This is a genomic window from Methylosinus sp. RM1 (genome assembly GCF_011378635.1).
GTDB lineage: Bacteria > Pseudomonadota > Alphaproteobacteria > Rhizobiales > Beijerinckiaceae > Methylosinus > Methylosinus sporium.
Genome location: NZ_WOVC01000035.1, coordinates 17,714 through 29,776 on the forward strand (window position 1 = coordinate 17,714; position 12,063 = coordinate 29,776).

At 66.2% G+C, this 12,063-nt stretch carries 15 protein-coding genes and 2 pseudogenes; 4 read left to right on the forward strand and 13 right to left on the reverse strand.

What is annotated here, in order from left to right; genetic code table 11:
- Window positions 1–11: 11 nt before the first annotated feature.
- Window positions 12–710, reverse strand: a complete 699-nt coding sequence (locus tag FMZ75_RS17680) for an aquaporin (RefSeq protein ID WP_166144793.1) — start codon at window positions 708–710, stop codon at window positions 12–14.
- Window positions 711–842: 132 nt separating this feature from the next.
- Here FMZ75_RS17680 and FMZ75_RS17685 point away from each other — a divergent pair, with 132 nt between their 5' ends.
- Window positions 843–2,009 carry an amidase gene (locus FMZ75_RS17685; RefSeq protein ID WP_246729050.1) on the forward strand — a complete coding sequence of 389 codons (1,167 nt, stop codon included), beginning with the start codon at window positions 843–845 and terminating at the stop codon, window positions 2,007–2,009.
- Here the strand turns inward: FMZ75_RS17685 and FMZ75_RS17690 are convergent.
- Window positions 1,894–2,340 carry a helix-turn-helix domain-containing protein gene (locus tag FMZ75_RS17690; protein WP_166144766.1) on the reverse strand — a complete coding sequence of 149 codons (447 nt, stop codon included), beginning with the start codon at window positions 2,338–2,340 and terminating at the stop codon, window positions 1,894–1,896. The genes FMZ75_RS17685 and FMZ75_RS17690 overlap by 116 nt on opposite strands.
- A 312-nt stretch (window positions 2,341–2,652) precedes the next feature.
- Here FMZ75_RS17690 and FMZ75_RS17695 point away from each other — a divergent pair, with 312 nt between their 5' ends.
- Entirely contained in the window at window positions 2,653–3,063 is a 411-nt protein-coding gene (locus FMZ75_RS17695; RefSeq protein WP_166144769.1) for an MAPEG family protein, read from the forward strand.
- Window positions 3,064–3,113: 50 nt separating this feature from the next.
- On the opposite strand, the gene FMZ75_RS17700 is transcribed toward FMZ75_RS17695, so the two are convergent.
- The 10 genes and pseudogenes from FMZ75_RS17700 to glmM all read right to left on the reverse strand — a co-directional run bounded on the left by FMZ75_RS17700 (window position 3,114) and on the right by glmM (window position 10,821).
- Entirely contained in the window at window positions 3,114–3,572 is a 459-nt protein-coding gene (locus tag FMZ75_RS17700) for a low molecular weight phosphatase family protein (RefSeq protein WP_142863951.1), read from the reverse strand.
- 4 nt (window positions 3,573–3,576) lie between these two features.
- Window positions 3,577–4,101 (reverse strand): UPF0262 family protein, encoded by a 525-nt coding sequence (locus tag FMZ75_RS17705; RefSeq protein ID WP_207783497.1) that lies wholly within the window; start codon window positions 4,099–4,101, stop codon window positions 3,577–3,579.
- A complete protein-coding gene (gene hisD / locus FMZ75_RS17710) occupies window positions 4,058–5,359 on the reverse strand; it encodes a histidinol dehydrogenase (RefSeq protein ID WP_166144772.1) in 1,302 nt (433 codons plus the stop codon). The genes FMZ75_RS17705 and hisD overlap by 44 nt, the downstream gene beginning before the upstream one ends.
- 28 nt (window positions 5,360–5,387) lie before the next feature.
- Window positions 5,388–5,891 (reverse strand): DUF2948 family protein, encoded by a 504-nt coding sequence (locus FMZ75_RS17715; protein ID WP_370464745.1) that lies wholly within the window; start codon window positions 5,889–5,891, stop codon window positions 5,388–5,390.
- Window positions 5,892–5,968: 77 nt separating this feature from the next.
- Entirely contained in the window at window positions 5,969–7,543 is a 1,575-nt protein-coding gene (xseA, locus tag FMZ75_RS17720) for an exodeoxyribonuclease VII large subunit (RefSeq protein WP_166144775.1), read from the reverse strand.
- A 78-nt stretch (window positions 7,544–7,621) separates the two neighbouring features.
- Window positions 7,622–7,951, reverse strand: coding sequence for a DNA-binding transcriptional regulator (locus FMZ75_RS17725; protein WP_166144778.1), 330 nt, complete (start codon window positions 7,949–7,951; stop codon window positions 7,622–7,624).
- The gene (locus FMZ75_RS22240; RefSeq protein WP_370464746.1) at window positions 7,920–8,042 is read right to left on the reverse strand and encodes a hypothetical protein; all 123 of its coding nucleotides are present in this window, start codon (window positions 8,040–8,042) and stop codon (window positions 7,920–7,922) included. The genes FMZ75_RS17725 and FMZ75_RS22240 overlap by 32 nt, the downstream gene beginning before the upstream one ends.
- 37 nt (window positions 8,043–8,079) lie before the next feature.
- Window positions 8,080–8,316 (reverse strand): annotated as a pseudogene (locus FMZ75_RS22245) (type II toxin-antitoxin system RelE/ParE family toxin); the annotation flags it as partial.
- 124 nt (window positions 8,317–8,440) lie between these two features.
- Window positions 8,441–9,286: an outer membrane protein gene (locus FMZ75_RS17735; protein ID WP_166144781.1), complete on the reverse strand. Its 846-nt coding sequence runs from the start codon at window positions 9,284–9,286 to the stop codon at window positions 8,441–8,443.
- 185 nt (window positions 9,287–9,471) lie between these two features.
- Window positions 9,472–10,821 carry a phosphoglucosamine mutase gene (gene glmM, locus FMZ75_RS17740; RefSeq protein ID WP_166144784.1) on the reverse strand — a complete coding sequence of 450 codons (1,350 nt, stop codon included), beginning with the start codon at window positions 10,819–10,821 and terminating at the stop codon, window positions 9,472–9,474.
- Between the two features lie 272 nt (window positions 10,822–11,093).
- On the opposite strand from glmM, the gene arsC reads away from it, so the two are divergent.
- Window positions 11,094–11,444 carry an arsenate reductase (glutaredoxin) gene (arsC, locus tag FMZ75_RS17745; protein WP_166144787.1) on the forward strand — a complete coding sequence of 117 codons (351 nt, stop codon included), beginning with the start codon at window positions 11,094–11,096 and terminating at the stop codon, window positions 11,442–11,444.
- Window positions 11,441–11,782, forward strand: coding sequence for a YnfA family protein (locus tag FMZ75_RS17750; protein ID WP_166144790.1), 342 nt, complete (start codon window positions 11,441–11,443; stop codon window positions 11,780–11,782). The genes arsC and FMZ75_RS17750 overlap by 4 nt, the downstream gene beginning before the upstream one ends.
- A 58-nt stretch (window positions 11,783–11,840) precedes the next feature.
- On the opposite strand, the pseudogene FMZ75_RS17755 reads toward FMZ75_RS17750, so the two are convergent.
- Window positions 11,841–12,063, reverse strand: a pseudogene (locus FMZ75_RS17755) (cell division protein FtsH); the annotation flags it as partial.

The window sequence follows — 12,063 nt, forward strand, 5'->3', positions numbered from 1 at the left end:
GAGCGATTCCGTCAGGGCTCCAGGCTGCGCCAGCGGAACAGCAGGCCGGCCGTCAGCCCGCCGAGCAGCGGCGCCGCGAAGAACAGCCAGAGCTGTTCCAGCGCCTTGCCGCCGACGAACACTGCCGGGCCGAGCGAGCGCGCCGGATTGACGGAGGTGCCGGTCACGCGAATGAGCGCGATATGGATGACGACGAGCGCGAGGCCGATGGCCACGCCCGCCGAGGCGGTGCCGCCATTGGTCGAGGTCGCGCCGAGGATGACGACCAGAAACAGGAATGTGCCGACGAATTCCACCAGAAAGGCCGAGGTCGTCGAAATATTGCTCCAGCCATTCTGGCCGAGGCCGGCGACGGCGACGTCATATCCGCCTTCGCGGCCTTTCAATATCGCGTAGAGGATCGCCGCGCCGGCGATGGCGCCGAGACATTGCGCGATGATGTAGCCGATGAGATTGAGCGTCGAGAGCCGCCCCGCGGACCAGACGCCGATCGAGACCGCCGGATTGATGTGGCAGCCCGAGACCGGCCCTATGCCATAAGCGAAGGCCGTCACGGTGAGGCCGAAGGCGAAGGCGATGGGCAGCACGGCGAGCGGGCCGATCCCTTGCGTCGAGCTCAGCACGCCGCCGAGCTCGCCGAGCGTCACCGAGCCGCATCCCAGCAGCACCAGAGCGCCTGCGCCGATCGCCTCGGCGACATATTTCTTGATTGTCATTTCCGCACCTGTCGTTTCGTGAAAATTCAAATCCGCATCTTGCAAAAGTCGGATCACCGTCGAAAATCCGCATCGCCGATGAACCCGCAATGAATGATCGCACGGCGCTCGATGGGAGGAAACAGAATGTCGGGCTCTTCGTCCGCTCTGACGCATTCGCTCGATGTTTCGGCGTCGGCGCAGGGGCCGCTTTCGGGCGCGCGCTTCGTCGTCAAGGAGAACATCGACGTCGAGGGCCTCGTCTCCGCCAATGGCCAGCCGACATGGGCGGCGACTCATGCGCCGGCGGCGATGAACGCGCCCGTCGTCGATCGGCTGCTCGCCTGCGGCGCGCGGCTCGTCGGCAAGGCGCATATGGACGAGATGGCCTATAGCCTGCTCGGCGCCAACGCCCATTACGGAACGCCGAAAAATCCCGCCGCGCCGGATCGCCACCCAGGCGGCTCCTCCTCCGGCTCGGCTTCCGCCGTCGCCGCTGGGCTCGCCGATTTCGCGCTGGGCACGGATACGGCCGGCTCCTGCCGCGCGCCGGCGGCCTTTTGCGGAATTTACGGATTTCGCTCCTCGCATGGCGCAATTTCGGTGAATGGCGTCGTTCCGCTCGCCGCCTCGCTCGACGTCATCGGCTGGTTCGCGCGCGATATCGATCTCATGGCGCGGGTCGGCGACGCGCTGCTGCCGCGCGATCTCACGCAAGGCGCATTCGACGAGGCTGTCTTCCTCGGCGAGACTTTCGCGCAATGCGACGCCGAGACCGCCGCGGCCATGGCGCCGGCGCGCGCCATCGTCGCGCAAGGATTTTCCGAGCGAGACGTAACATTGGGCGAGGAATTCTGGGCCGAGTCGCTGCGTCATTTCCGCAATCTCCAGGCCTATGAGGCCTGGGGCGCGCATGGCGCCTGGATCGCGGCGGAACATCCGCAATTCGGTCCCGGCATCGCCGAGCGCTTCGACATGGCGTCGAGAGTGACGCCCGCCGCCAAAGCCGAGGCCGACGCTTTTCGGCGCGATGCGCGCGCGCGTGTCGCGGCCATGTTCGCCAAGAACAGCCTCATCGTCGTTCCGACGACGCCTTTCGTCTCGCCACGGCTGGGCGAGAGCGAGGAAGCTCTCGACGCCAAGCGCTATCAGATGTTCCGAACTTTTCTCTTCGCCAGCTTCTTCGGCCTGCCGCAGATCAGCGTTCCGCTTTCGCGGCCCGCGGGCGCGCCGCCGCTCGCGATTTCGTTGATCGGCCCGCGCTGGTCGGACCGTCGGCTGATCGCCGCGGCGCGTGGGCTTTCGGGGCTGTAGCCTTTTCCGCCAGCACATTGTCGACGCCCCAGCGGAACAAGAGCGCCAGCACCGGCTCCAGCGAGCGGCCGCGCTCGGTGAGGCTGTATTCCACGCGCGGCGGCACTTCCGCAAAGACATGGCGCGAGATCATTCGATCGCGCTCGAGATCGCGCAATTGCTGGGTGAGCGTGCGCTGCGTGATCGTCTTCAGCAGCCGCTGCAATTCGGAAAAGCGCTTGGTTCCATCGGCGAGACGAAACAGGATCGACGGCTTCCATTTGCCGCCGATGATATCCATCGCGCCCTCGATCGGGCATTCGTCATATTCCACGTGCCGCTGCTTGCGCATGTGAGAGCCCTGTCTAACCCTATGGGCGAAAGGCGTTTCCACCTCCCCCTCGAGGGGGGAGGTCGAGCGCGAATGCGCTCGGGAGGGGGTGACGCCCCGAGTCTTCGCCGTTGGACCCCACCCCGTCCGGCTATCGCCGGCCGACCCTCCCCCTGAAGGGGAGGGTGGATGCGCCCTCCATTCGAGGTTGGTATCATTTATTGCCGTATCGACAAAGTTCGTCGGTATCGGCGATATTTCTGCGTACTTCACCAATGCGCGGCGCTTCGCTAGCTTGCTTTCGTCTTCGACGAATGAGGAGAGCGACACGCTATGACCAACGCTATTTCTCCCGAGCTCTATTGGACCGTGCTGACCGCCGGCCTCGCCTCGGTCTTGTGGATTCCCTATATTCTGCAGCGCATATTGGAGCTGGGGCCGATCACGACATTCAGCGATCCGCTGCGCGATGTCGCCACCAAGGCGCCATGGGCGCAGCGCGCCAAAAACGCGCATACGAATATGATCGAAAATCTCGTCGTCTTCGCCGTGCTGGCGCTGACGATACAGATCGTCGGCGGCGGCACCTCCGCGACGGCGCTCGCGGCGCTCTTGTTCTTCGCCTCGCGCGCGGCGCATTATGTCGTCTACACGCTCGGCCTGCCGTGGGTGCGCACGCCGATGTTCCTCATCGGCTTCTTCTGTCAGCTCACGCTGCTCTTCGCTATTCTGGCGCGTGGGTGATCTCGTGTCCTTCATGTCTTCGTGGCGCATCACGCCACGAAGACGAGGCTTCAATCCGATCCATGCTCCACCGACAGCAGCTTCAAGATGCGCTTCGACAGCGAATCCCGCACGGCGCGATAGGACTCCATGATCGTCTCGCGCGAGCCGCTGGTCGCGGTGGCGTCGAGCGTCGGCCAATAGACGACATCGACCGCCATGGTGCGCGTGAATTCCAGCGCCTTGTGATGTGATTCCGGCGACAAAGTCACGATCAGATCGAAGTTGGAATCTTCCAGATCCTCGAAAGTGTGCGGCTTGTGGCGGGAGATGTCGACGCCGAGCTCGTCCATCGCCGCTATGGCGAAAGGGTCGCTCTCGCCGCGCTTCAGGCCGGCGGAGGCGAAATAGATCTCTCGGCCGAAATAATGACGCCCCAGCGCCTCGGCCATGGGCGAGCGCACGGCGTTCTGCGTGCAGGCGAACAGCACGGCGCTCGGCCGCGATACGGGTCCGCCTCCGTCCGGCATGGGCTCAGCCCTTCCAATGCAGGGCCGTGACCAGCGTGAAGAGGCGGCGCGCAGTGTCCGAATCGCAGTCGATCTTGCCCTTCAGCCGTTCGGCGAGCAGGGCCGCGCCTTCATTGTGCAGCCCGCGCCGGCCCATGTCGATCGCCTCGATCCGGCTCGGCGTCGCGGTGCGGATCGCGGCGTAATAGGTCTCGCAAACGAGAAAATAATCTTTCAGCAGGCGCTTGAAGGGCGTCAGCGATAAAATATGCGTGACGATGGTGGCGCCCGCCTCGTCGCGCACGTCGAAGACGAGCTTGGCGTCATGCAGGGCGATGACGAGGGCGTAAGGCCCGCCGTCATGCCCTTCCAGCGCGAAGCTGTTGTCCTCGATGAGATCATAGATGGCGATGGCGCGCTCATGCTCCTGATCCGCAGTGCCGCGCCCGATGGATGCCTCATCGAGCGTGACGGAGATCAGCCGCTTGGTCGCGCTCGTCGCCACCTCACGCCCCGCGCTGATCGAGGCGCACGGCCACAGAGCGCGCATGCGCCTGCAGCCGCTCGGCGTCGCCGAGAGCGACGGCGGCGGGGCCGATCTCCTTCAGCGAGGCGGCGTCGCATTTCAAAATCGACGTGCGCTTCACGAAATCCAGCACGCTGAGGCCCGACGAGAAGCGCGCCGAGCGCGCCGTCGGCAGAACGTGATTGGAGCCGCCGACATAATCGCCGATCGCCTCCGGCGTATAGGCGCCGATGAAGATGGCGCCAGCGTTGCGCACCTTGGCGGCCAGCTCCTCGGCGTCTTCCGAGACAATCTCCAAATGCTCGGCGGCGATGCGGTCGGCGAGCGGGATCGACTCGGCGAGGCTCTTGGTCACAATGATCGCGCCATAGTCGCGCCAGCTCTTGGAGGCGATCTCGAAGCGCGAGAGCGTCGCCAGCTGGCGCTCCACGGCGGCGGCGGTCGCCTCGGCGAAGGAAGGATCGTCGGTGATGAGGATCGACTGCGCCGATTCGTCGTGCTCCGCCTGGGCGAGCAGATCGATCGCCACCCAATCGGGATTGGCGGTCTTATCGGCGAGCACGAGAATTTCCGAGGGGCCGGCGATCATGTCGATGCCGACGAGGCCGAAGACGCGGCGCTTGGCGGCGGCCACCCAGGCGTTGCCGGGGCCGACGATCTTGGCTACGGGGCGAATGGTCTTGGTGCCATAGGCCAGCGCCGCGACGGCCTGCGCGCCGCCGACGCGATAGGCCTCGTCGACGCCGGCGCGCTTGGCGGCGGCCAGCACCAGCGGGTCGATCACCCCATGCGGGGCTGGAACCACCATCACCAGACGATCGACGCCCGCCACCTTGGCCGGCACGGCGTTCATCAGCACGGAGGAGGGGTAGGAGGCGGTGCCGCCCGGCACATAGAGGCCGACCGATTCGAGCGCGCTCCAGCGCCAGCCGAGCTCGACGCCGGCCTCGTCCTTATAGCGCAGGTCCTGCGGCCGCTGGCGCTCGTGGAAGGCTTTGATGCGGGCGTGGGCGAGATCGAGGGCGGCCAGCGTCTCCTTCGGCACCTTGGCCTCGGCTGCGTCGATTTCCGCTTTCGTCAGCGCAATGCCGGTTTCGGCGAGGTCGATATGGTCGAAGCGCTTGGAATAATCGATCAGCGCCGCATCGCCGCGGGCGGCCACATCCTCGATAATGCCGCGGACGGTGTCGTCGACGTCCTGGGCGGCCTCGCGCTTCGTCGCCAGCAGCGCGGTGAAGCGCTCCTCGAAATCCGCCGCCGACGCATCCAATCGCCAAGTCATGTTCTTCTCCAACCGGTATTTCCGGTTGTCATGACCCTCCCTCGCCGTCTTCGTCAAGCTCATGTGACGGACAGGCCTTCGCGGCCCAGCGCGGTCCGAGGTCCTGGAGGCGGGCCTCGACGCATTCCACATCGAGCGAAATCGCCGCGCCGCCGGCGAAAACCAGCGTGACGACGCCCCCCGGCGGCTCGACGGCGGGCTCGAAAGTGACGGCAAGAAGATCCAAAATCGCTTCGGGCTCGGTGCGGGGGATTTTGAGCTGGCGCACCCGCCGCACCCCGTCGAAATGGACGCCGGAATGGCAGCGCTCGCGTTTGCCCTGTTCGGCGGCGGCCCAATCATAGCGGCAGCCGAGAAAGGCGAAGCGACGCTGCTCGGGCAGAAAGGCAATGTCGCCGACGCGGACCAGCGCGTCCTGAAGCAAAGCGGAGAGGCAGGAGAGGTCCTCGGCGTCCATTGCCTGGAGCCTCAGACCATCGTGCTGTGGCGATGACGAGCGCTTGAACATGGAGCGGGCCTCCTGTTCGAGCATATGGCGAGCGCCGTTTCGCTGCGCAACCGCGCCGCCGAGGCGATGGCGCACGCCGAGCGGAAGTTTGCCGCGTGGTTTCAAAAGAGTGAGCCCTGGTCGCCGCCGCCCTTGTCTTTTCCGCGCTTCGGCCGTGCGGTAGGGGCCGGAGCGGGCGACGGCGCGTCCCCATCCGCCTGCGCGGCGACATGGCCGTCAGAAAATTGCACATCCAGCCTCTGGCCCGGCGCGACATCGGCCGCCTGCCGCAGCAAGGCGCCCGTCTCGTCGCGCACAAGGGCGAAGCCGCGCGCGAGCACCTGCTCATAGCCGAGCGTCTTGCGTAGCTGATCGAGCCGCACGAGCCGCGCCTGCCGCTCGTCCAATATGCGGACGAAGGCCGAGCGCAGCCGCTGCTCGGCATGGTCGAGGCGCCTTTGTGCGCCCTCGGCCTCCCGGCGGGAGAGGGCGAGCCGGGCGGCGAGGCCCTGCCGCAGGCGGGCATGCAGGCCCTTCAGCCGCTCGGAAGCGCGCGCCAGCTCCGCCTGCGGCGAATGGCGGGCCAGCACATGGGAGACGCGCGAGAGCGCGAGCCGCCTGCCATCCAGCGCGCGTCGCAAATTGCCGCGCAGCCGCTCGCTGGCGCGATCGGCGCGCTGGGCCGGCGCGAGCAGCAATTGCGTCCCCGCCGGCAGCACGCGCTGCAACGAGGCGAGCTGCCGCCGATGGGCGTCCAGAAGCCGCCGCTCCGCCCCGGCGAGGCGGCGGGCGAGCGTCGCCGTATGTTCCACCAGCTCGGCGCGCACTGGCACGCATTTTTCGGCGGCGCCTGTGGGAGTGGGGGCGCGCAGATCGGCGACGAAATCAATGAGCGTGGTGTCGGTCTCATGGCCGATGGCGGAGACCAGCGGAATGGCGCTCGCCGCCGCCGCGCGCACCACGATCTCCTCATTGAAGCCGAACAAATCCTCGAGCGAGCCGCCGCCGCGCGCGACGATCAGCACATCCGGCCGCGGAATAGGCCCGCCTGCGGGCAGAGCGTTGAAGCCGTCGATGGCGGCGGCCACTTCCGCCGCGCAGGTCTCCCCCTGCACGCGAACCGGCCACACCAGCACGCGGCGCGGAAAACGATCCAGCAGCCGATGCAATATGTCGCGAATCACCGCGCCGGTCGGCGAGGTGACGACGCCCACGACGAGGGGCAGGAAGGGCAGGGGCTTTTTGCGCTCGGCGTCGAACAGCCCCTCGGCGGCGAGGCGCTTGCGCCGCTCGTCGAGCAGCGCCATCAGCGCGCCGGCGCCGGCCGGCTCCAGCGTCTCGATGACGATCTGATAGGAGGACTTTCCGGGAAACGTGCTGATCTTGCCGGTGGCGACGACTTCCAGCCCCTCCTGCGGCTTCACGCGCAGGCGCAGGAAGGTCATTTTCCAGATCACGGCGTCGAGACGGGCGTTCTGGTCCTTGAGGCTGAAATAGACATGGCCGGAAGAATGCGGCCCCCGATAATTGGTGATCTCGCCGCGCACGCGCACATGGCCGAAGCGATCCTCCACCGTGCGTTTGAGCGCATTGGCGAGCTCGGAGACCGACAGCTCCGGCACATTCGGCCCGGCGGCGATCGGCGGGGCGGGATCGTCGCCCTCGGGGGCGGGGGATTTGGCGGGACGCTTGGCCATAGGGGAGATATGGCCGATTTCGCGCCGTCTCGCGAGGGGGCCTCTGGCGCTCATCCAGAGGATTGCGGCGGCGCCTCCTCAAAGGAGCGCGTCGAGCCCTCGCGCCTTCACGATCGAGAGCAGCTTGAGCGAAGGCCCGCTCGGCTTCTTCTCCCCGCGCTCCCATTCGCTGACGAGCTTCGGCTGCACGTTCAGAATGCGGGCGAAGACACTCTGGCTCACGCCCGCGCGCTGGCGCAGAGCGGCTATTTGCCTACCGGTCAACGGCTCGACGGGCGTGAGGCAGGAGGCGTCGAATTCACGCATCGTCTTGGCGTCGAGCAAGCCGATTCTGCGCAGTCCGGTCGCGGTTTCGTGAACCGCTTCGGCTATGTCGCTACGATATTTTTTCTTGGCCTGGATCGTCATGTCCCACCTCGACCACTTCGCCTTCCGCACGCGCCAGATCGAGCTCGGCGTCGGTCATGGCGAGAAAACGCTGCGCGAGCTTTTTCAGCATTTTCGAGTTCCGCCGGCTCGATATTTTCTCTGGCGCTCTTGGCGAAACCATAGAGGAACACGCTTCTCGTCGAAGCGCGAAAGGCGACGAGGGTTCGGAAGCCGCCAGATTTCCCTCCTCCGTCCCGCGCGACGCGTTGCTTGACGAGGCCGCCGCCGAGTGTTGCGTCGATCCCGCCCTTGTCCGCGCGGGTGATCGCCTCGGCGAGCCGCGTGTCGGTGATCTTCTCTTTGCGCGCGAAACGCGCGAACCATCTCGTCTTGAAAATTCGCAAGACCGTCTCGCCGCCCGAAATCTGATCTATGCCCCTCTGGGGTATAGATCAAGCAGTCGCCAAAAGAAAAGGCGCGCAGCTCTTTCGAGCCGCGCGCCAGAGGCTTCGGAGAAGACGCTTCAGATCAATATTTGCGGATCAGCGGGCCGGGCGCCATCAGCATCGGCGCGGGCGCCATCAGCGCATAGCGGAAGCCGAGGCGAATGTCGTGCGAAGCGAGCTGGAAGGTCTGGCGCTCGCCCGCGCAGCCGGCGGCGAGGCAGCCGATCACATTGGTCTGGAACTTGCCCATGTCGAGATAGCGATAGCCGAGCTCGACCTTGAAATTGGGCGTGATGTTATAGGCGAGACCGGCCATCACGGCCCAGGCGAAATTGGTCTTGGTGGCGTCCTGGGCGATGCCGAAGCCGCCCGCCGGCTGCGCCGAGAGATCATAGAGATTGTTCAGCCAATTGACCGCGACGCCGACGCCGCCGCCGACGAAGGGCGTGATCCCGTACCAGGTGCCGAGATCGACATAGCCATTGGCCAGGAAGACGGCCGCGCTGTGCTGCGCGCTGTAGATGTCGTAGCAGCGCGCGCCGCAGGCGAGGCCGAAGATATTGGCGTAGCTCTGCGTGGCGCGATAATTGGCGGCGGTGCGATATTCTCCGGTCACATCGACGCGGAACCAATTGTTGATCTGATAGCCGACGCCGCCCCCAGCGAAAGCGCTGTCGCCGATCGAATATTGATCGAACTGCGGCGCCGGCACCAGGACGGTCGGGCTGAAAGTCGAGCGAAGCTCGGAAATCTGGTTGACGCCGACGCCGACGTCGCCGCGCAGATACCAGCCGCCGAAATCGGCGGGCGGCGGCGGCTCGAGCGGCGGAGGCGGCGGCAGAAGAAGATCGGCGGCGAATGCGCTGAAACTCATGGTCATGGCGGAAGCGAATGCGGCCGCTATGAAGAGGGCTCTCGTCTTGCCCATAAATGTCTTCCCTTCACGATAGAGGACCGCGGCGCGGACCCTTGGCTGGCGCCAATGTGAAGGAAGATTGAGGGAGAACGCTTAAAGTGGAGTTAACCTTACTGGCGATGTACGTAGTCGGACGGCAGTAGCGAGTAGCAAATCGGCTGCTCGCTACTCCCAAAACCCTATTCGCTATTCGCTCTTCACGCTGCTTCGGCCCGGGTCAGCGCGTCGCAAATATCGTCCACGACGCTGACGACGATCTCGGGGTCGTCGCCTTCGCCCATCACGCGAATGACAGGCTCCGTGCCGGAGGGGCGGATGACGAGGCGCCCGGAGCCTTCCAGGCGCCGCCGTCCCGCCTCGATGGCGGCGATGACGCGCTCCTGTTCCAGCGCCTTCGCGCCGCGCGCGCGCACATTCTTGAGCACTTGCGGCAGCGGCTCGAAGCAGCGGCATACCTCGCTCACGCGGCGGTCGAGTTTCTTCACCGCGGCGAGCGCCTGCATGGCGGTCACGAGCCCGTCGCCGGTCGTGCTGTAATCGGAGAGGATCACATGGCCCGATTGCTCGCCGCCGAGATTGTAGCCGAGCTCGCGCATCCGCTCGATGACATAGCGGTCGCCGACGGCGGTGCGCTCGAGCGTCAATCCGAGCCCTTGCAAATGGCGCTCGAAGCCGAGATTGGACATGATGGTCGCGACGACGCCGGGCTTGGCGAGCAGGCCGTCGTCGCGCCAGCTGCGCGCGACGACGGCCATCAGCTGATCGCCGTCGATGACATGGCCGAGCTCGTCCACCATTATGACGCGGTCGGCGTCGCCGTCGAGCGCTATGCCCACATCGGCGCGCATCTCGCGCACCTTGTCGCGCAGCGCCTGCGGGGCGGTCGAGCCGACGTCGCGATTGATGTTGAAGCCGTCCGGCTGGTCGCCGATCGTGATGACCTCGGCGCCGAGCTCCCAGAGAGCTTCCGGCGCGACCTTATAGGCGGCGCCATTGGCGCAATCGAGCACGACGCGCAATCCCTCGAAGCTCATGTTCCGCGGCAGCGTGCGCTTGGCGTATTCGATATAGCGGGCGCGCACATCCTCGACGCGCTTGGCGCGGCCGAATTGCTGCGGGCCGGCGAGGCGGCTGGTCAGATCGCGGTCGATGAGCTTCTCGATCTCGGCTTCCGTCTCGTCGGTGAGCTTGAAGGCGTCCGGGCCGAACAGCTTGATGCCATTGTCCTCGAAGAGATTGTGCGAGGCGGAGATCATCACGCCGAGATCGGCGCGCATGGAGCGCGTCAGCATGGCCACAGCCGGCGTCGGCATGGGGCCGAGCAGCAGAACGTCCATGCCGACCGAGGTGAAGCCGGCGACCAGCGCATATTCGATCATATAGCCGGAGAGCCGCGTGTCCTTGCCGATGACGACGCGATGGCGTCTCTCGCTCTCGCGGTTGAACACGAGGCCGGCGGCCTGGCCGACCTTGAGCGCGAGCTCGGGCGTGATCTTCTGATTGGCGCGTCCGCGGATGCCGTCCGTGCCGAAATAGCTGCGCGTCATTGCTTGTCGTTCTCCGAGAAACGGCGGGGGCGGCGACGCCGGAAAGGCGCGAGCGCCGCCGCCGCGGCGCCAATCGACCTCGAGATTATGGGCGTTTTCGGACGAAATCCGTCCCTACGCGCATCATCGGAAAAGGATATGAAGAAATATCGCTTCTCACATTGGCCGCTTCCATCGCCTTTCTCGCCCTGTGGTCTGTGCGTATGGCCCGGTTTCGCCCTTCCGGCGGCGGGGCTATGCTCGCGCCACGCTAACATGATCCGGGGGGCTCGATGAAGGTCGTCATCTATCACAATCCCGCCTGCGGCACCTCTCGCAAGGTGCTCGCGCGGCTGAAGGAGGCCGGGCTCGAGCCCGAGATCGTGCAATATCTGAAGACGCCGCCGGACCGAAAGACGCTGAAGGCGGTGCTGAAGCAAATGGGGAAAAGCGTGCGCGACATTCTCCGCGAGCGCGGTACGCCTTACGCGGAGCTCGGCCTCGGCGATGCTTCGGTGACGGACGAGGCGATCTTCGACGCGATCGAGAAGCATCCCGTCTTGATCGAGCGGCCGATCGTCGTCATCGGCGACAAGGCCGCTCTGTGCCGCCCGCCGGAGGCCGTCGAGGCGCTGCTCGCGTGAGCGGGGTCGGCGCGGCGACGCTGCTCGCCTATATCGGCGCCGCCTTCGCGGAAATCGGCGGCTGCTTCGCCTTCTGGGCTGTCGCGCGGCGGCTCGGCAAATCGGCGTTCTGGCTCGCGCCCGGCGCGCTCTCGCTTTTCGCTTTCGCCGCTTTGCTCACCCGCGTGGAGACGGAGGCCGCCGGCCGCGCCTTTGCAGCCTATGGCGGCGTCTATATCGCCGCCTCGCTCGTCTGGCTCTGGGCCGTGGAAGGCGTGCGGCCGGATCGCTGGGATGCGATAGGCGCGACGATCTGCCTCATCGGCGCCGTGCTCATTCTTCTCGGCCCGCGCGGCTGAGCGCAAAAAAAGCCCGGCGGTTCGCGCCGGGCTTTTGTTTGAAATCGGGTCCGTCCGATCAGACCGGATGCGGCTCCAGCCCGCCGGCGTCTGGCTCGGGCGAGGGCCGCGTGCGGCCGGTCGAGGGCACGGGCGAGGGGCGCGCCGGCGGGGCCGCGGGCGGCACATCCTCGCGCACCGGGCGCTTGCCCTGCAGCAGGCCGATCATCTCGTCGCCGGTCAGCGTCTCGAACTCCAGAAGGCCATTGGCCAGCACGTCGAGATCGCCGCGCTTCTCGGTC

Coding starts and splice junctions, on each gene's coding strand:
- FMZ75_RS17690 (WP_166144766.1), bottom strand. CDS start 2,340: ATGCGCAAGCAGCGGCACGTGGAATATGACGAATGCCCGATCGAGGGC.
- FMZ75_RS17725 (WP_166144778.1), bottom strand. CDS start 7,951: ATGACGATCCAGGCCAAGAAAAAATATCGTAGCGACATAGCCGAAGCG.
- hisD (WP_166144772.1), bottom strand. CDS start 5,359: ATGACTTGGCGATTGGATGCGTCGGCGGCGGATTTCGAGGAGCGCTTC.
- arsC (WP_166144787.1), top strand. CDS start 11,094: ATGAAGGTCGTCATCTATCACAATCCCGCCTGCGGCACCTCTCGCAAG.
- glmM (WP_166144784.1), bottom strand. CDS start 10,821: ATGACGCGCAGCTATTTCGGCACGGACGGCATCCGCGGACGCGCCAAT.
- FMZ75_RS22240 (WP_370464746.1), bottom strand. CDS start 8,042: ATGCTGAAAAAGCTCGCGCAGCGTTTTCTCGCCATGACCGACGCCGAG.
- FMZ75_RS17695 (WP_166144769.1), top strand. CDS start 2,653: ATGACCAACGCTATTTCTCCCGAGCTCTATTGGACCGTGCTGACCGCC.
- FMZ75_RS17685 (WP_246729050.1), top strand. CDS start 843: ATGTCGGGCTCTTCGTCCGCTCTGACGCATTCGCTCGATGTTTCGGCG.
- FMZ75_RS17700 (WP_142863951.1), bottom strand. CDS start 3,572: ATGCCGGACGGAGGCGGACCCGTATCGCGGCCGAGCGCCGTGCTGTTC.
- xseA (WP_166144775.1), bottom strand. CDS start 7,543: ATGGCCAAGCGTCCCGCCAAATCCCCCGCCCCCGAGGGCGACGATCCC.
- FMZ75_RS17705 (WP_207783497.1), bottom strand. CDS start 4,101: ATGCGCGCTCTGTGGCCGTGCGCCTCGATCAGCGCGGGGCGTGAGGTG.
- FMZ75_RS17735 (WP_166144781.1), bottom strand. CDS start 9,286: ATGGGCAAGACGAGAGCCCTCTTCATAGCGGCCGCATTCGCTTCCGCC.
- FMZ75_RS17715 (WP_370464745.1), bottom strand. CDS start 5,891: ATGCTCGAACAGGAGGCCCGCTCCATGTTCAAGCGCTCGTCATCGCCA.